Below are 17,388 nucleotides of genomic sequence, written 5' to 3' on the forward strand. Positions count from 1 at the left end.
GCTTGGTTAGAGCTTTTTTAATTTTCAATTATATGTTAAAAGATTTAAATTTAAATAAAAATTTAAGCTAATTTTTGTAGTTTAAGAGTAGTTTTGTCTTTTAAAATTAGCCCAAATTTAGGCTAATTTATGAAATTTAAGCACAAATTCAACTCGCCCCATACCCACGTGAAGATCTTTAGCGATCATGGCTGCGCTTTTGCCATCTTTAAACATCTTTAGGATCTGCTCTTCTTCATTTATAACACTTGGGGCGATTTTATTGATATCTCTTGTTCGCTCCTCAAGGTTAAACATCCTATCTTTTTGCTCGTTTGCAAAGTCGTCTATCACTCGCTCGATGCTCTTTATAGCGCGGATTATCGGCACGATTTTTTCATTGATCTGCTCGTTTATCTGCTCTTTTAGCTCATCTTTCACGTCTTTTAGCTGCTCGTCATCATCAGGCTTAAAGCTCGCCAGTGCGGCTAGCTGCTTTTTGAGATTATAGTTTTCTTGTATGGCGCTCTCTATGGCACGCTCATATCTTGTAAATTTCTTATTTGTCTCGCTATCTTTTATAAATATCAAAGCTATTATTATCGCTAAAACGATGCCAAAACCTAAAAAAATGTAAATTTCCATATTTTTCCTTTACGAATTCGCTCTAAGCTCTCTTATCATCACACGCTCTCTAGCCGTCACGTAAGCGTTCCAGTCGGCCTCATCCTCTTCGTGCATGTTCTCTATCTTTGCTAGCCTCTCATCCTGCGCCCTTAGATAAAGGCTCAAATTTCTCTTAGGAAAGATAGGCATCGCGATCCTTGCGTAGTAAATTTCATCTTTTTTAAATTTATCTTCGCTTATTTTTATATGCGTAAAGCCGATCTCATCGATATCTGCGCTCTCTTTTAGTGGCAAGTATTGCTTGTGCTCATTTTTTATATAATCACTAAGCGCGTCGATCTTTCTATGAAGCTCGATGACAAGCGTTAGCAAGACTTGGTCGCTCTCTTTGGTCTCGCCGCGTGATTTGGCTCGTTTTAGCCACGCTCCAAGCGCATCTTCGTCGCCTGGCAAGATAGAGTTAAATTCTCTTAAAAATTTCTCATCTCCCGAGCTATCACGCTCATAAACCATGCTAAGAGGTGCTTTAAAAAGCCTTACTTCGCTCATAATACACTTATCCAAACAAAGATGAAAAATAAAATTCCCAAGTAGCCATTTAGCGTAAAAAACGCCCGATCTATCTTGCTAAAGTCGCGCCTTACGATCCTATGCTCGAAAAATAATATCACGCCACTTACCACAATGCCAAAAAATGCCATCGCTCCAAGCCCAGCCGCCCAAGCAAAAAGTAGCCATAGTATAAAAGCTAAGGCGTGAAAAATAGCTGATAAAAATAGTGTCGCCTTGTCGCCATATATCGCTGGTATGCTAAAGAGCTTGTTCTCTTGGTCAAATTTAATATCTTGAAGCGAGTAGAGCAGGTCAAATCCAGCCACCCAAAATGTCACACCAAGGCAAAGTAGCACGCTCCAAAGCGGTATAGCAGCGCTCACTGCGACCACGCCAGCGATAGGAGCAAGTCCAAGACTAAGGCCAAGTACTAAGTGTGCTAGCTCGCTAAATCTCTTAAATAGCGAGTATCCGCCAAGCACGGCAAGTATGGGGAAGCTTAGCCAAAATGCGAGCGAATTTACAAAATAAGCGCAGATGATAAATATAAACGCGTTTGCTGCGATAAAAAGCTGCATATTGCCCTTGCCGATACGCCCATCTACGCTTGGACGGCTTGCGGTGCGTGGGTTTAGCTTGTCGATGTCCTCGTCTTGGTATCTGTTAAACGCCATGGCGAAATTTCTAGCGCTAACCGCGCAAAGAGTGCCTAAAATAAGCAGTTTAAAGCCAAACCAAGCCGAGCCATTTTCTATCTTGCTTGCAACTATCATCGCCACAAAGATAAATGGCAGGGCAAAAACCGAGTGCTTAAAAACGATGAGTTCTGCGATATCTTTTAGCTTTTTGATCATATAAATTTCCATGTTTTTTAAAAAGTGTCTGATTTTACACCATTTTGCTTTAAATCTAAATTTATATTATCATTGCGAGAGTAATTTAAAATGAAGGGTTATGATGAGTAAAATAGCGATTATCGGAGATGGTTTTAGTGCGTTATTTACGGCGCTTGGGCTAGCTAAAAAGGGTGAAGAAATTTTAGTTATTAGTAGCCAAAAAGATGAGTTTGAGAGCGGAATTTTAACCCCATTTAACACCCCAGCGCTCGCAAGAGATGGAGCGATATCTAGCTCGTTTATGGGGCTTGTTAGTAAAAAAAGCGAGCTTGATATATCGCTTTGCCTAAATGAAAACTTTAGAGCTTGGATGGCGAATTTCACGCTTAAATCAACAAAGGCTCACGACAAAAAGATGAGAATTTTGTTTAAAAAATTTGGACAAAAGAGCTTTGAAATTTTAAAAGAGCTAAACGAAAAATATCCGCAGATAAATTTTGATGAGAGTGGCGTTTATCTCATTTTTAGCGAGGATGAGAGCTTTAAAAAAAGGCTTGATGAAATGAAGGTCGCTGATAGCGAGCAAGAAATTTTAAGCGTGGATAGTGAGCTAGCAAATTTTGGCCTGATAAATAAAAATATAAAAGGGGCGCTAAATTTAGCTAAAAACGCAAGCATCGACGCTGGAGAGCTAAAAAAGGCGCTTGTTAGCGAGCTAAACGAGCTTGGAGCGCAGTTTATAAACGATGAAATTTATGAGCTAAAAACGCAGGGGCAAGCCGTGCAAAAGGCTGTTGGCAGTGCTGGCGAATACGAGGCTGATAGCTTTGTCGTGGCTAGTAGAAATTTGGAGCTTTCAAGCGAGCTTGGGACAAATTTAAGCGCCATCTTGGCTAAATTTTACACGATCGATCTTGTGCTAAGCGAGGGTCAGATCCCTAAAAAACCGATCATTTTAAATGATATGTTTGCTAAAATTTATCCAACCAAAAATGGCGTCACGATCATCACAAATTTACAAGTGGGCGCGATCGATACGCTTGTAAAAACAGAAAAGATCAACGCATTTTTAAACGAGCTAAAAAGACACCTTGGCATAAGCGAGCTAAAAGAGCCTAGTTTTAGGGCAAATTTCGTCCTTCTTAGCTCAAACGACAAGCCAGCGATCGGACGCGACGAGACATATCAAAATTTACTCTATAACCAAGCGTACGGGCTAAACGAACTAAGCTTTGCACCGCACTTTGCAGGCGTTTTGGCTGATCTTATAAAAGATGGCAAAAGCAACGAGCAAAGTGATGAAATTTTACTTTTTAGCTCATTTTACGAGGGCTAAGCTTGTTTGGCGAGCTAGCACTAATTGGCACCACAGCAAGCGGCAAGAGCGATCTAGCCTTTGAGCTAGCAAAGGAATTTAATGGCGTCATCTTAAGCCTTGACTCACTCGCACTTTATAAAGAGATAGATATCGCCAGTGCAAAGCCAAAGCCCTGGCAGCTGGGGGCTGTGAGGCACTTTGGAGTGGATGAAATTTACCCTGATGAGGAATTTAGCGTTGGGGCGTTTTTTGAAATTTATAAAAATGCAAAGGAATTTGCGCGCTCACAAAAGTGCCCACTCATCATCACGGGAGGCAGTGGCTTTTATCTAAAGGCGATGCTTAGCGGTCTTGCGCCAGATGTGCCAAAATGCGAGATAAATTTAAGCAACGAGGAAATTTACGAGCTAGCTTTACAAAACGACCCTGAGTTCGCAGGCAAATTTAGCCAAAACGATTCTTATCGCCTCGAAAAATGGTATCAAATTTATAAATTTAGCGGCCAAATCCCAAGCATCTGGCTAAAGCAAAATACCAAAGAGAGCGTCATAAAAGAGCTTGCGATATTTGAAATTTTGTGGGACAAAGAGGAGCTTAGGGCTCGCATCGCAAAGCGAACAAGAAATATGCTAGATGAGGGCTTGATAGATGAGGCGAAGTTTTTATTTGGCAAGTATAAAAGCGAGCCAAAGCCTTTAAAATCAATAGGTCTAAAAGAGTGCAAGCAGTTTTTGGAGGGTGAAATTTCAAAAAATGAGCTAGAAACGCTCATCGCCACGCACACAGCCCAGCTTGCTAAGCGTCAGCGAACCTTTAACCGATCGCAGTTTGAGAAGAAATTTGTGGGCGATTTGACGCAGACTAGAAGTGAAATTTTGAAATTTTTAAAGGCAAAATTTGAGCTTGGTTAAATTTAAATTATCTAGGTGGTAAATTTAATTTAGCAAGGGGGGGGGCGAACAGCTCCAAAAGAAGCCGTTCGATAAATTTATATAGGCATGACCCTGATTTTTGGGCTTAGACTCTCTTGTAAGACATTTTCTATCGCATAAAGCGTGCCAGTCGAGCCGCTTGAACAGCCTGAGCAAGCGCCAAGATAGCGGATATAAACGTCGATATTTTCGCCGTTATCGTTTCTAATGTCTATGATCTCTAAATTTCCGCCATCCATCATAAGCATAGGGCGGATCTCTTTATCGATGATCGACTCGATCGCTTTTAGCTGGCCAACCATCGTCATGCTCTCAAAGCTAACGTCGCTAAGCGTGTTGTTTGCTTGAGCATTTGCTTGAGCTTCTAGCCTCTCTTGCTCCATCTCAGCCCTAGTATCACGTAAGATATCAACCAAATAGTAGTCTTTTTTCTCGTGTCCGCCAGGTCTAACGCATGATTTACAAAATGCGCCTGCTTTGGTGTATTGCGTGATCTCCTCAACCGTGTGAAGGTCGTTTAGTCTTATCACCTCTTTGATCGTGCCAAGGCTCACTCTAGCGCACTCGCAAACGATGATCTCATCTTCAAAGTGCTCTGGGTCTATGCCCTTGTAGCTTGCAGCAGCTGCCTTGATAACGTCATACGCCATAACTGAGCAGTGCATCTTTTGAGGTGGCACAGCTGGTGTGTCTGGGTTGTCGCGCATAGCTCTTTCGACATCTAAATTTGTTATCTTAACCGCTTCATCGACCGTTTTGCCGATGCAAAGCTCAGCCATTGTATCAGAGCTAGCTATCGCAGTACCACAGCCAAAGCTTTTAAATTTAGCGTCTATTATCTTGTCAGTTTTCTCATCAACGAGCCAGTAAAGCCTGACCGCGTCGCCGCAGCTCTCTGCGCCAAAGTCAGCGATGATGAGTTTTGCGTTTGCTTTTTTGGCGTCCTCTTCGGTGAGTTCGCCCATGAATTTAGGATTATTCATCCTATCTTGCACTACCTTTGAGTATTCATCCCAGATAGAGCCGCCGATTAAGTTATTTTTTGCCATGTTTTTCCTTTAAATTTTATAATCCACTCTTATGCCACTCTGGGGCGTACGCGAAGGTACTTGATATGCCTCTTAGCCTATTTACAGCCTTTGTTATCTGCTCTATCGCATAGTCGATCTCCTCTTCGGTGTTAAACCTAGAAAGTGAGAGTCTAAGTGCGGTGTGGGCTAACTCTTTGTCAGCGCCGATAGCTTCCATGATAGGGTTGCTCTCTAGCGTCTCGCTCGCACAGGCAGAGCCAGTAGATGCTGCTATGCCAGCTCTATTTAAATCCCAAAGCATAGCCTCACCCTCGACGCCTTTGATAGAAGCTAGGATGGTGTTTGGCACGCGTTGATCTTTTTTACCAACGACGCTAACGTCAGGAATTTGCAGTAGCGCATCTTCTAGCTTGTCACGCAAACGGCGAACGTGTGAGTGCTCGTAATCCATAAATTTATTTGCTAGTTCAAGCGCCTTGCCCATGCCAACAATGCCTGGTACATCAAGCGTGCCGCTTCTGCGTCCGCCCATGTGCTCGCCACCGTGAAGCAAGCTACTTAGTGGCATGCTATTTTTTATAAATAACGCTCCAACGCCCTTTGGTCCGTGAAATTTATGCGCTGAAAAGCTTAGGAAATCAACGTCTAGGTCTTGAACATCTATCTTTATCTTGCCAACTGCCTGAACCGCGTCAGTGTGAAATAAAGCGCCGTATTCGTGGGCAACCTTGGCAAGCTCTTTTATAGGAAAGATCATGCCAGTTTCGTTGTTTGCGCTCATTATGGCGACAAGCGCGACATTTTCGTCCATGACGGCTCTTAACTGATCTGGAGTGACGATGCCGTCGCTATTTACGTCTAAGACCGTAAGATCCACGCCATATTTTTCTAGAAATTTACAAGTTGCCAAAATGGCTGGATGCTCGACTGCGGTTGTGACGATGCGTTTTTTCTCGCCAGTTGCTATTTTGTCGAAGTAGATGCCTTTTACAACCCAGTTGTTGCTCTCGGTCGCACATGAGGTAACGACGATGTCATCGCTATCTTTTGCATTTAGTCCGGCGTAGAGCTGATCTAGCGCTGTTCTTAGCGCTGGGTGGGTCTCTGAGCCAAATTTATGAAGTGAGTTTGGATTGCCGTATTTTTCGCAAAAAAACGGCTTCATAAGTTCAAAAGCTTCCGGATCAACCATCGTTGTGGCGTTATTGTCTAAATATACTCTCAAATTTAAAACCTTAATTCGGATAAAAAATATCCCTTTTATTTTTGATGGGATATTATAACAAAAAAGTTAAAAGCAAGTTTAAAAAAATGCTTTAGTTTTTTCAATATTTGGTTCATTTTGATATTAAAAAATATTGAAATTCTTTATCAATATTTGGCAGATACGACATTTGCGAAATTTCGCCTAAAAAAGCCTAATTTACTCTTAATATTAATTCTTTTTCTTAAGGATTAAAAATTTAAATGCGAGATAATTAATCGTAACGTAAATATATCGACAATAAAATAAGCAAAATAAAATTTCTAAAAGGATATAGGATGAAATTTATAGGCATTATACTTCTACTACTGACAAGCATATTTTTAATAGCTTGCTCTGCAAACCAAGCAAGCAACAAGATAAGTAACTCTGAACTAGAGAATTTAGCTAGTAAATATGGTGGGGTTTATGTGTTTAATGAGAAATTTGAGAAAGAGATAACCACTAAAGAAAAGATAAGACGAGAAGCAGAATTAGCAATAGTGAATGCTTCAAAAACTGATGCTGAGATGAGACAGAATTTAAAAGGGTTTGATAATAAATATCCTAGAACTCTCTCAAACGGCAAACAATACTACACACGTTGGGTAGACTACGAAAGACAAACTGGTAAAGAAGCTAAAGTACCTGAAATTTATATTAATAAAATAAAAGAATTTATTGGCATGCAAGACTATAACAAACATAAACCATATATAGACTTGATTAAATTTTATATAGAAAGTGACGGAAGTATAGTACCTATTGTAATGACAGTTGATTATTATGTCAAAAAGAAAAACTATGGTCTATATGGAGATGAAGGCAGAGGATTTTATTTAAGTCAAACAACTTTAAAAAACATTAGTGGTGACAATAAATTTATCCTTAATAACAATAAATTTGAAAAAGTGAAATAAAAATGAGCCAAATTTCAACCAAAGAACAAATAATAAAATTTAAAGACTATGCAGATATAGCTGACGCAAGTTATGCAATGCTTCACTGGGTAAGCGAGAATGAAAAAAACGGGCTAGAAAATAATATAGATAAAAACAGCCTCAATTAATAAAAAATTTAACAATCTACAAATAAAACATAATAAATTAATAATATTATAATTTCAAAGACAATAAAATAAGCAAAATAAAATTTCTAAAAGGATATAGGATGAAATTTATAGGCATTATACTTCTACTACTAACAAGCATATTTTTAATAGCCTGCTCCGCAAATCAAGCAAGCAACAAGATAAACAACTCTGAACTAGAAAATTTAGCTAGTAAATATGGTGGGGTTTATGTGTTTAATGAAAAATTTGAGAAAGAGATAGAGAAACAAGAACAAATAAGGGATAGTAAGAGAAAAGAGATTTTAGAAAGAATAAAGACAATACCTAATAAAAATGAGAGAAATAAAAAAATGAGAGAAATTTTAAAGCTCGAGTTTTACAATAATCCTGAAATGCAGCAAATTCTTTCAAATGGCAAGCCATACTATACGCGCTGGATAGATTATGAAAACAAGACTGGCAAAAAATCAATAGTCCCTGAAATTTATATTAATAAAATAAAAGAATTTATTGGTATGCAAGACTACAACAAACATAAACCATATATAGATTTAATCAAATTTTACATAGAAAGTGACGGAAGTATAGTGCCTATCGTAATGACAGTTGATTACTATGTAAAAAAGAAAAATTATGGTTTATATGGAGATGAAGGCAGAGGATTTTCTTTAAGTCAAACTACTTTAGAAAATATTAGTGGTAACAATAAATTTATCCTTAATAACAACAAATTTGAAAAAGTGAAATAAAAATGAGTGAAATTTCAACCAAAGAACAAATAATAAAATTTAAAGACTACGCAGATATAGCAGATGCAAGCTACGCAATGCTTCACTGGGTAAGTGAGAATGAAAAAAATGGACTAGATGATCTAAATGATAAACCAAACAAAAAGGATATAGAATGAAATTTATAGGCATTATACTTCTACTACTAACAAGCATATTTTTAATAGCTTGCTCTGCAAACCAAGCAAGCAATAAGATAAGTAACTCTGAACTAGAAAATTTAGCTAGTAAATATGGTGGGGTTTATGTGTTTAATCAAAAATTTGTTGATGAGATAGAGAAAAGAGAAGCTGAGAGAAAAGAGCTAAGCAAATCGCTTGGCGACAAGATAAGGTCAAATCCTAGAAAAATCAAGCAAGGGGATAAATTTATAACTATATATGATGTTGATATGACATTGGTAAATGAAAAACTCCCACGAATTCTCTCTAACGGCAAACAATACCATACAATTAACACTTATCAAAAGGCTGTAAATTTATCAAATTCATATATCAATAAGATAATAGACTATATAGGACAAGAGAATTATCATAAATTTACACCAGATATTAATGTTTGGTCTTTTTATATTGATGATAACAATAACATAGTGCCTATTGAACTAACAGTAACATATAACTACAAAGTCAAAAAATATGGCTTATTTGGTGATGAAGGTAGAGGATTTTCTTTATCAAAAGGAGAAATACATACTGCTAGAGGCGGAAATAAATTTATCCTTAATAACAATAAATTTGAAAAAGTGAAATAACAATGAGCCAAATTTCAACAAAAGAACAAATAATAAAATTTAAAGACTATGCAGATATAGCAGATGCAAGTTATGCAATGCTTCACTGGGTAAGTGAGAATGAAAAAAATGGGCTAGTTAATAATATAGATAAAAATAACCTCAATTAATAAAAAATTTAACAATCTACAAATAAAACATAATAAATTAATAATATTATAATTTCAAAGACAATAAAATAAGCAAAAGAAATTTTCTAAAAGGATATAGGATGAAATTTATAGGTATTATACTTCTACTACTAACAAGCATATTTTTAATAGCTTGCTCTGCAAATCAAGCAAGCAATAAGATAAGTAACTCTGAACTAGAGAATTTAGCTAGCAAGTATGGTGGAGGATATATATTTAATCAAAAATTTGTTGATGAGATAGAGAAACAAGAGCAAATAAGAGATAATAAGAGAAAAGAGATCTTAGAAAGAATAAAGACAATACCTAACAAAAATGAGAGAAATAAAAAAATGAGAGAAATTTTAAAGCTCGAGTTTTACAATAATCCTGAAATGCAGCAAATTCTTTCAAATGGCAAACCATACTATACACCAGCAAGGACTTATGAGAAAAAGCCTGAATTATCAAATCAAGATAGACAAAAAATAATAAACTACATAGGCACTGAAAACTACAATAAATTTAAACCTACAATGCTTCCATCTTATTTTTATGTAGATGACAATAATAATGTAGTAGCCATAGCCGTATCTGTTTACTATGCAGTTGGCTATACAAAATACGGCTTATTTGGTGACGAAGGTAGAGGTTTTTCACTATCTAGAAAAGACATAAAAGATATTGGTGGAAATAATAAATTTATCCTTAATAACAATAAATTTGAAAAAGTGAAATAAAAATGAGTAAAATTTCAACAAAAGAACAAATAATTAAATTTAAAGACTATGCTGATATTGCTGATGCAAGTTATGCCTTTTTACATAATATCTTTGAGAATGAGAAAAATGGCTTAGATGATCTTTATAGTAAGGTTGGCAAAGATAATGCCCCTGAAAAGATTGTAAATTCATATAAAGATCAAGAAGTAGAAAAACCTGTTTGGAGATATGCAGATGATATAACTAAAGGCGATAAAATAGATGAAAGCAACGAAACAGATAAATCTCAAGCAAATAATCGTAAAATAGGCGACCCAACCGCTTACGCTCTAGCCATAGAAGCTCGTTTTAATCAAGATATGGTAATAACCAAACCTATATCTAGTGAAGGTGAAAAGCCTGAAGTAAAACCTATAAATAACGAAATTCAAAGTTTTGTCTATACTGATAAGATAACCAAAGAGTCTTACGTTTTTGTCAACAAGCCAAATTTTCACCAAATTTCCCTTCGCACAAAAGCCTTTGTCAATCGCTATGAGCTAGTCCATCACATCAAAAATACATCTATCACTGGCTTTAGCTCGACGGTCTTTTATGATAGTAAATTTAATAACTACATCATAGGCTTTAGAGGAACGGAGCTAGGGTTTAAGGACCTAGTATTTACCGATGGTATGATAGCCCTTTTGGGTGCAGGACTAAACCAGATAGCCTCTATGGCTATGCTAAAGAGCGATATGTATGACGCTATAAAAGAGCATAAGGCAAATTCAAACGATACAAGCGAAGTTTCTAACCTTGTCTTATCAGGTCACTCACTAGGCGGCCACTTGGCTCAGTCATTTGCCTTTTTATACACTAAAGATGTAAAAGAGCTATATACTTTTAACGCCCCTGGATTTGGCGGTGCATTTGCTAGTTTAGTCACTATATCTTTAAGATTTGTAAGCTTTATAGCTAAGGCAATAATGAAAGGCGTAAGGTGGATAGCAAGACTACTTGACCCAAATGGCTTTGTAGGAAAGATAGCAAGCTCAGTCTTTAACAAGATAAAAAATATGTTTGGCTTTAAAGACGACAAGAGCACACTAAAAGATTGTGTAAATGTAGTTCAAAATAACGAAAAGGCTTGCAAGGAAGTAGGAGATAAAAAGGTAAGCTCTAATATCAACAAATCTAGCAAAGGAAGCTCTGAAGTAGAGATACATCACTGCGATAGCGTCAGACATAAAATTTATGATAAAAATGATGAAGGGCTCTTTGATGCTAGTGATGATGGAGATAGCCTTAAAAGAGAGTGGAACCAACTCTATGAGCCAAGCACTTCTGTGATATCTGACCTTGGGTTTAGATATGGACTAGGGGCTGAAAGTTTAGATGGGCATCTGGCAGAATATGACTATAAAAATACAAAGAAACTTCATCTTATAAATATATTGGTTGCTTCGCACTTTATGAAACAGATAGTTGAGAGCCTATACTTGATGGAGTACCTGCTAAGCAATGAAAAAAATGAGGCAAAGATAAAAGACAAAGATGTGCCAGCCGCTCTGGACTATCTAAATGACTATATACAAAGCCTAAGCTTTAACGTCTACTTTTATAAAATTTCTCTAGGCTATCTACCAAAACTAGGCAGCGAGGATAAAAAAAGGCTTAGCATACTTGAGAGCGTGATATACCCTGTGGCTTTATATGTAAATTCTCTTGGTTTTGAAGATGAAAAAGAGGCGCCAAATTTAGAAGACCCTGTAAGCTCGCTCTTGTACTACAAAGAGAAAGATAAATTTGTAGATATGATAGATAGAGAGGAGATAAAGGCGCTAGACGCTAAAGATATAGCTAGCAAGGTAAAAAGCGGCGATGTAGATCTTTTCTTTGCTATCTACTCGGTTAGATACTTTATGCTAAGCAAAAAGGTCGATCTAGCAGCGTTTAAAGATCGTATGGGCTATATATCTGACTTTTTTAAGATAGTAAGCTCGCATGCAAATTCTAACTCAAACGAAAAAGAGCTAGAGCAGTATATAAACACAAGGCTAGAAATTTATAGAAGTGCTTATGAGCTAAAATTTGAGAGCTTTAAATATGCGGACGATAACAAACACTATGTGGTAATAGCTAAGACAAATACTGATAAGAAGATAACAAGAGGCATAGTGCTAACGCATAACTTTAAGCTAATAGACAACGTGGCAAAAGACGCCAAAAATGATATGGCAAAAGATTACTTAAATGTGATAAGGCTTGAGCCAAACGAGCTAATGCATATCAGTGACGGCAAGGTGGATATATTTTTAAGAGATAAGAGTATATTTGATATCAATCAAGTTAGCTCTGATCTGGATATAGACTTTACAAAGCTAAAAACACAAGTGTATATAATAGATAAGCCTCTAAGCACCGCCACCGAGCAATCAGACTATCCACTATACTTTAAAAAAGAAGAGGACGGGGAGGAGTCAAATTCTAACCTGCTAAGCTTCTCTCATCAGCCAAGGGATGAGGATAAAGACAAGGGAAGACTAACTATCGATTATAAAAACCAACGAGCTTGTGTGCTAAACTACTCTTTACTAAACAAAAGCCTAAATATAGACCTAAAACCAACAAACAAAGAGACCAAAGAGTCGCTTGAGCGGGCAAATGAGAGGCTAAATTTAGAAAAGAGAAGTAGTGCGGTAGGTGCTTCTGGAACTGCCTTTGCTAATCCAATAATAGAAGATGACGTGGTAGTTTGCCCACATGGCGGCCATGTGATCTTAAAAAGTAGAGCAGGCAAAAGCATAAGGTCAGATGATCAAGGTGTGATACTTGATGTTGATTTTATAAACTCACCGATAGTTGGCTGCTCGGCTAAAAACCCTTGCACAAAGGTGGCATACGTGCCAAGAGCAGCTCTTAGTCTAAAAAGTATGAATAACCACTATGCTGTTATGCAAGATCTAGTGCCAGCGTGCCTAAGCAACACTGGCTCACCGCTAAGGTGCATAAAAAAAGAAAATAGGATAAAGCTAGCTCATAGCGTAGGTAGTCCAACATCTGAAAACAATAATCCAGCGGTGGTAAATCCAAATTTAAACAAGCCAGTGATAAGACTGCATGTAAAGGCTTTTGCTTCTCAGAGTGATAACCTTTTGGTGGCTACATACTATCTATTTGATAAAAAATTTGAAGATAAAAATGGCTTTAGTAAGATCAAGCTCAACTTAGACAAGGGAAGAGACGTAGAGGATAAGAATTTAAAGGCTCTTTTGGCGGACAATTATGACGATAAGCGCTATGATATAAAAGAATTTAAACTAAGATATGGAGCAGATAAGCTAAATTTGGTATTTGTTGCTCCAAAGAATTTTAGCGCACTTGATAAAGAGAACTATAAAAAAGCAAATAGTCCTGAAAGTGGTGTGGGATTTTATGCTAGTTTGGATGAGTTTAACAGCTCTAGTACAGATAAAAACAAGCAAACTTATACGAAAGTATTTTTAACTCCAACCGGCGCTAAAAGTATAGAGCTTGAGATAGCTAAAGGGCTAGATAGTGGATATGAAAACGACATAAACACAACTAGCTTTGTAATGCTTGTTAGTTGATAAATTTAAAGTGAAGGATCGTTCTTGAGACTAGATAATACGAAAATTATTAGAAGCATAGAGGAATTGCTTTTCGAGTTTGGTGTTAATGGTGAGACATACAAAAATATAACCTTTTATTGTCGTGATTTAAATCATTTTTATAATACAAATATACTAAACGGAGATGCTTTATATAATAAGATATTTACCAAGCTATATGATCAAAAAAAGGCGGGTAAAAATGTTAGCATAAAGACTTATAAATACTTTGATAAGTTTAGTTTATTTAAAAATGATCGTGGTTTTGAAAGAACTGATGAAATAAAAGTCGCAAACAGTAGTATAAATTTAGAGGTGCTTAGTCAAGAAAAGGATATTATAGAAGAATTTACTAAAGAGTTAGCAAACCTTGCAAATTCGTTTAGGGATAAAGATGATAAAGTTAAAAATTTCGAAGAAGCATCTAGTGAGCTAGTGAGCAACTATAAAAAATTAGATCAACAAATTAATTCATTGTTGGATAAGCTACAAAACGCACTAATAGAAAAAGTCACCATAATATTAAACCATGAAAATTTCGATAAGGGAAAAGAGAGCATAGAGGCAATCAAGAGCGGATTTACAGAAATCAAAGAAAATCTTGAAAAAGCTTCAAAGGATGGCAAGCTTTACATAGCAAAAGAGATATTTAAATTTCTTTTTAGCCTTATTGATATAACTGATTTAAGGTCTACCTTTAAACCACTAACACTACTGCTTGCCGTGCCAGATGCCCTTTCTGCTATAAAAAATGTAAGTGAATTTCTCCAAAAAAGAGGATTTTATGCTTTTTCTGGTCCGGTTATGAGTTTGCTAGCTACTAAGTTTGGCTTTACTCTAGGATTATTAAATACAGTATCGTTTAATAATATCTTAGTTTTTACAAATGACGATCAAAAGAGTGGAGCATTTATAGATTTTTCAGGGTTTGATATAACAGCTACTAGGACAAAAAGTAACTATGACGAGTACATCGGAATTTGTTCTGATTTTTCATTAGAAGGTGATGAAAAAAGTCTATTTGATGCAAAGATAAGTAAATATGAAAATATAGACAAAAAGAATAATATATCAATATGTAAAAACGATAAGGATAATACTGAAGAGAGCTTACTTAAAAGGATAGAAGAGTGCGTGATCGCAAATAGAGCAAATTTTGTCTATATGCAATATCCATTTTTTAACTCTTTAAAATTTGCAAATCTTTTAAGAGACAAATCCTTAACCACAAAAGACAACACTCATAATACAAATAATAGTAGCGGTATCTCTAAAAACTATCTTGTTATTTCAAATGCCCCAATAAGAGAAAATGCAAAGCTAAACGAGCATCTTTTACAAAACGTATTAAACTATAAGATAGTAGATAGTCTAAATAGAGCGGATGATAAGAAGGTGACTGATCCTAAACAACTAAATGGCACAAAAGACTATAGTCAGTACTCTATACAAATAGACGCCAAAAACGATGAAGATCTATATCTATTAAGCTTAAGCCCATTTACAAGGGTTAGTAAAGAGAAGATCGAGAAATTTAAAAACAATATTTCAAAAAATTCTATATTTAACACGTCAATGGGCAAAGAAATCTTTGGAAACACAGATAGATTCTTTGAATTTGCACAAGCTGCCGACTATTTAAGTCATATAGATAAGCACTTTAAAAATGCTAAAGACATGGAAGAGATAATCAAAAATGAGAAAGAATTTTTAAAGGCAAATATAGAGGAATTTAAGACTTTCTTTTTAAATTTGAATTCGAATACGGAACGAGATCGCATTGTTTATGCTTTGGGTAAGCCAACCTCAATACCAATCGATGATAGAGGTATGATGCAACTACTATCAGAGGAGTCTAATGGTGCAATTAAGATAGAAACAGAATACTATTATCCAGCAACAAAAGTATTTTTATTAACGATGGGATATTTTATATTAAGACAAATATTTGATAATTCCATAATTAAACCAGAATCTTATCTCGGGGATGAAGCCATAAATTTATATGGCGAAACGCTTCTAGTTTTATCTAAAAATACCTATTATCTAAAGGAAGATAAAACAAAAGTTCCTATATATTTCTTTAAAAAAGAAAAAAAAGAAAAAAAAGAAAAAGAGGAAAAAGCGAGACAAAAGGATGCCATCTGTATAGAAGAGATAGTGGAAACAATAGAAAAAAGCCATGTGGCGGATGATGATCATATATTGAATGATGATACATATAGTGAGTTAAAAAAGATACTTGAACAGCCAACAACTATAGATACATATGATATGAGTGATGAGAAATTTGCAAGTAAATTCAAAAAAGAAAATTCTTTAAGTGACGAAGAATATAAAGAACTTAAAAAGACACTTAGTAATCCTAATAATATAGATACGAGCAGTATAGAGGATGAAAAATTTAAAAGATATATAAAACAGATAAATGATGATGAGTATAAGGATATGATAGATTTTTCATTAAAGTCTATAATGAACGATATATTGTACGATATATTTCCATTTTATGGCTTTTTTATAGATAAATGCGGTGAAACTGTATGGAAAAGTGTCATAAGGACAATGTTTTATGTAGGAAAAGACGCTGCTCCTCTTAATGTCGTTAAAGGCATATTTATGGCAACGGGCGGGGAGCTTAGATTGGTCACGCTAATAAAAGAAAAACCTTATTTAATATTCATCGGCGAAAATGATAAAAAAAATATTAATCTTCATAAAGGTCGCGAATTTTTTAAGATGCAAAAGCTAAAAAGCAATGACTACCTTTTTTCTTATTTTGGACAAAAAGCAGAAGACAAAGCTCAACGTCTAAATCAGGAAAAATTAGCACAAGAGTATAAAGGCACTACAAGAAAACTTATAACTTTAAGGATAGGTATAGAATTTGCAAAAAATGCAGGAAAAACAGTAATATCTAATCTCACAAAAGCCGGCTTTAATTTTTTTCTAGATAGTGCTTATACTTCATCTTACGAACAACAAAAAAGATCTTATGAACTAATACTTCATAAGTATTTCACAAATAAATTTAATGATACCTATGCTGTTAAGAATATATCTTATGAACCAAATTCAAATAAAACAAGTGAATATACCTACTATCCTATAGAGATATACTCATCTTTTATAAATATAGATCTAAAAAGAACTATCATAGGAGGAAGACTATCTAGTGGAGGACTAGACTATCATAACTTCTTCTACTATGATATAAACACTACTACAAACAAACTAGACTCTAACCTATCTAAAGATATAAGTCTAGATACTATGATATCTTATCTATGTCTAGATGAACTAAGAACAAACAATAAAACTGATGAAGAGTTCTTTAATAACCTTAACAAAAGAAACAAAAAACTAGCATATTCACCAAAAGAGCTTATGCTACAAGGAGTTAAAACATTGCTTACAATAAGTCCATCAAATCCAATAGGTATAAAACAAAGAGGTGAAATTTATGATTTATATAGTCAGGGTGTAGAAGAGGGCACTGACCTACCAATAGACAAATACAACGAAGCTATGGAGATACTAGAAGACTTTAAAAATGGAAATTTAAACACCTTTGGCTCAGAGGTAGATAATAAATCAAGAAGACTACTAAAAGCATTAGATGTGATAGGAAACAACAATGTCAAGGGTATGTATGTGGGGTGTAGATTTCCTAAAAACAAATCTAGAGGCAAAAAAGATATGCCTCCTCGCCTAATTGGTCGCTTAGCCACCACCATAGTTATGGAAGATGGTCTATATATAGGATAAGAG

At 35.6% G+C, this 17,388-nt stretch carries 16 protein-coding genes; 11 read left to right on the forward strand and 5 right to left on the reverse strand.

Going from position 1 to position 17,388, the window contains the following annotated elements; all coding sequences use genetic code 11:
- Positions 1-117 precede the first annotated feature (117 nt).
- The 3 genes from MTT09_RS01150 to mqnP are packed head-to-tail and all read right to left on the reverse strand — an operon-like array spanning position 118 to position 2,012.
- Positions 118-624, reverse strand: a complete 507-nt coding sequence (locus MTT09_RS01150) for a DUF6115 domain-containing protein (protein WP_004318037.1) — start codon at positions 622-624, stop codon at positions 118-120.
- A 9-nt stretch (positions 625-633) separates the two neighbouring features.
- Positions 634-1,155 carry a hypothetical protein gene (locus MTT09_RS01155; protein WP_103645846.1) on the reverse strand — a complete coding sequence of 174 codons (522 nt, stop codon included), beginning with the start codon at positions 1,153-1,155 and terminating at the stop codon, positions 634-636.
- The gene (gene mqnP, locus MTT09_RS01160; RefSeq protein WP_021085628.1) at positions 1,152-2,012 is read right to left on the reverse strand and encodes a menaquinone biosynthesis prenyltransferase MqnP; all 861 of its coding nucleotides are present in this window, start codon (positions 2,010-2,012) and stop codon (positions 1,152-1,154) included. Before mqnP ends, MTT09_RS01155 begins: the two co-directional genes overlap by 4 nt.
- 103 nt (positions 2,013-2,115) lie before the next feature.
- Here mqnP and MTT09_RS01165 point away from each other — a divergent pair, with 103 nt between their 5' ends.
- Together MTT09_RS01165 and miaA are read left to right on the forward strand one after the other, a co-directional pair.
- Positions 2,116-3,330, forward strand: coding sequence for an NAD(P)/FAD-dependent oxidoreductase (locus MTT09_RS01165; protein ID WP_429802058.1), 1,215 nt, complete (start codon positions 2,116-2,118; stop codon positions 3,328-3,330).
- A 2-nt stretch (positions 3,331-3,332) separates the two neighbouring features.
- Entirely contained in the window at positions 3,333-4,223 is an 891-nt protein-coding gene (gene miaA / locus MTT09_RS01170; RefSeq protein ID WP_429802060.1) for a tRNA (adenosine(37)-N6)-dimethylallyltransferase MiaA, read from the forward strand.
- A gap of 77 nt (positions 4,224-4,300) precedes the next feature.
- Here the strand turns inward: miaA and MTT09_RS01175 are convergent, their stop codons facing one another.
- Together MTT09_RS01175 and MTT09_RS01180 are read right to left on the reverse strand one after the other, a co-directional pair.
- On the reverse strand, positions 4,301-5,293 hold the full coding sequence (locus MTT09_RS01175) for an iron-sulfur cluster assembly scaffold protein NifU (protein ID WP_004318029.1): 993 nt from the start codon (positions 5,291-5,293) through the stop codon (positions 4,301-4,303).
- Between the two features lie 16 nt (positions 5,294-5,309).
- On the reverse strand, positions 5,310-6,500 hold the full coding sequence (locus tag MTT09_RS01180) for a NifS family cysteine desulfurase (RefSeq protein ID WP_103615783.1): 1,191 nt from the start codon (positions 6,498-6,500) through the stop codon (positions 5,310-5,312).
- A gap of 317 nt (positions 6,501-6,817) precedes the next feature.
- Between MTT09_RS01180 and MTT09_RS01185 the strand changes: the two genes are divergently transcribed.
- From MTT09_RS01185 to MTT09_RS01225, 9 genes are all read left to right on the forward strand, one after another.
- Positions 6,818-7,438: a tRNA 2-selenouridine synthase gene (locus tag MTT09_RS01185; protein WP_429802062.1), complete on the forward strand. Its 621-nt coding sequence runs from the start codon at positions 6,818-6,820 to the stop codon at positions 7,436-7,438.
- Between the two features lie 2 nt (positions 7,439-7,440).
- Positions 7,441-7,587: a hypothetical protein gene (locus tag MTT09_RS01190; RefSeq protein ID WP_429802064.1), complete on the forward strand. Its 147-nt coding sequence runs from the start codon at positions 7,441-7,443 to the stop codon at positions 7,585-7,587.
- A 101-nt stretch (positions 7,588-7,688) separates the two neighbouring features.
- The gene (locus MTT09_RS01195; RefSeq protein WP_429802066.1) at positions 7,689-8,339 is read left to right on the forward strand and encodes a tRNA 2-selenouridine synthase; all 651 of its coding nucleotides are present in this window, start codon (positions 7,689-7,691) and stop codon (positions 8,337-8,339) included.
- Between the two features lie 2 nt (positions 8,340-8,341).
- Entirely contained in the window at positions 8,342-8,497 is a 156-nt protein-coding gene (locus MTT09_RS01200) for a hypothetical protein (protein WP_429802068.1), read from the forward strand.
- A complete protein-coding gene (locus tag MTT09_RS01205) occupies positions 8,494-9,132 on the forward strand; it encodes a tRNA 2-selenouridine synthase (protein ID WP_149724154.1) in 639 nt (212 codons plus the stop codon). The genes MTT09_RS01200 and MTT09_RS01205 overlap by 4 nt, the downstream gene beginning before the upstream one ends.
- Before the next feature lie 2 nt (positions 9,133-9,134).
- Positions 9,135-9,281 carry a hypothetical protein gene (locus MTT09_RS01210; RefSeq protein ID WP_429802070.1) on the forward strand — a complete coding sequence of 49 codons (147 nt, stop codon included), beginning with the start codon at positions 9,135-9,137 and terminating at the stop codon, positions 9,279-9,281.
- A gap of 101 nt (positions 9,282-9,382) precedes the next feature.
- Complete coding sequence (locus tag MTT09_RS01215; protein WP_429802072.1) at positions 9,383-10,021, forward strand: tRNA 2-selenouridine synthase; 639 nt, start codon at positions 9,383-9,385, stop codon at positions 10,019-10,021.
- Positions 10,022-10,023: 2 nt separating this feature from the next.
- Complete coding sequence (locus MTT09_RS01220) at positions 10,024-13,596, forward strand: hypothetical protein (protein WP_429802074.1); 3,573 nt, start codon at positions 10,024-10,026, stop codon at positions 13,594-13,596.
- 24 nt (positions 13,597-13,620) lie between these two features.
- Entirely contained in the window at positions 13,621-17,385 is a 3,765-nt protein-coding gene (locus MTT09_RS01225) for a hypothetical protein (protein ID WP_429802076.1), read from the forward strand.
- Positions 17,386-17,388 lie beyond the last annotated feature (3 nt).

Origin of the sequence: Campylobacter concisus (assembly GCF_050447505.1) — a bacterium.
GTDB classification, from domain to species: Bacteria; Campylobacterota; Campylobacteria; order Campylobacterales; family Campylobacteraceae; genus Campylobacter_A; species Campylobacter_A concisus_BP.

What these genes read in the sequence shown, in the direction of transcription:
- MTT09_RS01215 (WP_429802072.1), top strand. Translation starts at nt 9,383, where the DNA reads ATGAAATTTATAGGTATTATACTTCTACTACTAACAAGCATATTTTTA.
- MTT09_RS01155 (WP_103645846.1), bottom strand. Translation starts at nt 1,155, where the DNA reads ATGAGCGAAGTAAGGCTTTTTAAAGCACCTCTTAGCATGGTTTATGAG.
- MTT09_RS01220 (WP_429802074.1), top strand. Translation starts at nt 10,024, where the DNA reads ATGAGTAAAATTTCAACAAAAGAACAAATAATTAAATTTAAAGACTAT.
- MTT09_RS01205 (WP_149724154.1), top strand. Translation starts at nt 8,494, where the DNA reads ATGAAATTTATAGGCATTATACTTCTACTACTAACAAGCATATTTTTA.
- MTT09_RS01190 (WP_429802064.1), top strand. Translation starts at nt 7,441, where the DNA reads ATGAGCCAAATTTCAACCAAAGAACAAATAATAAAATTTAAAGACTAT.
- MTT09_RS01150 (WP_004318037.1), bottom strand. Translation starts at nt 624, where the DNA reads ATGGAAATTTACATTTTTTTAGGTTTTGGCATCGTTTTAGCGATAATA.
- MTT09_RS01185 (WP_429802062.1), top strand. Translation starts at nt 6,818, where the DNA reads ATGAAATTTATAGGCATTATACTTCTACTACTGACAAGCATATTTTTA.
- MTT09_RS01165 (WP_429802058.1), top strand. Translation starts at nt 2,116, where the DNA reads ATGAGTAAAATAGCGATTATCGGAGATGGTTTTAGTGCGTTATTTACG.
- MTT09_RS01200 (WP_429802068.1), top strand. Translation starts at nt 8,342, where the DNA reads ATGAGTGAAATTTCAACCAAAGAACAAATAATAAAATTTAAAGACTAC.
- MTT09_RS01210 (WP_429802070.1), top strand. Translation starts at nt 9,135, where the DNA reads ATGAGCCAAATTTCAACAAAAGAACAAATAATAAAATTTAAAGACTAT.
- MTT09_RS01195 (WP_429802066.1), top strand. Translation starts at nt 7,689, where the DNA reads ATGAAATTTATAGGCATTATACTTCTACTACTAACAAGCATATTTTTA.
- MTT09_RS01175 (WP_004318029.1), bottom strand. Translation starts at nt 5,293, where the DNA reads ATGGCAAAAAATAACTTAATCGGCGGCTCTATCTGGGATGAATACTCA.
- mqnP (WP_021085628.1), bottom strand. Translation starts at nt 2,012, where the DNA reads ATGATCAAAAAGCTAAAAGATATCGCAGAACTCATCGTTTTTAAGCAC.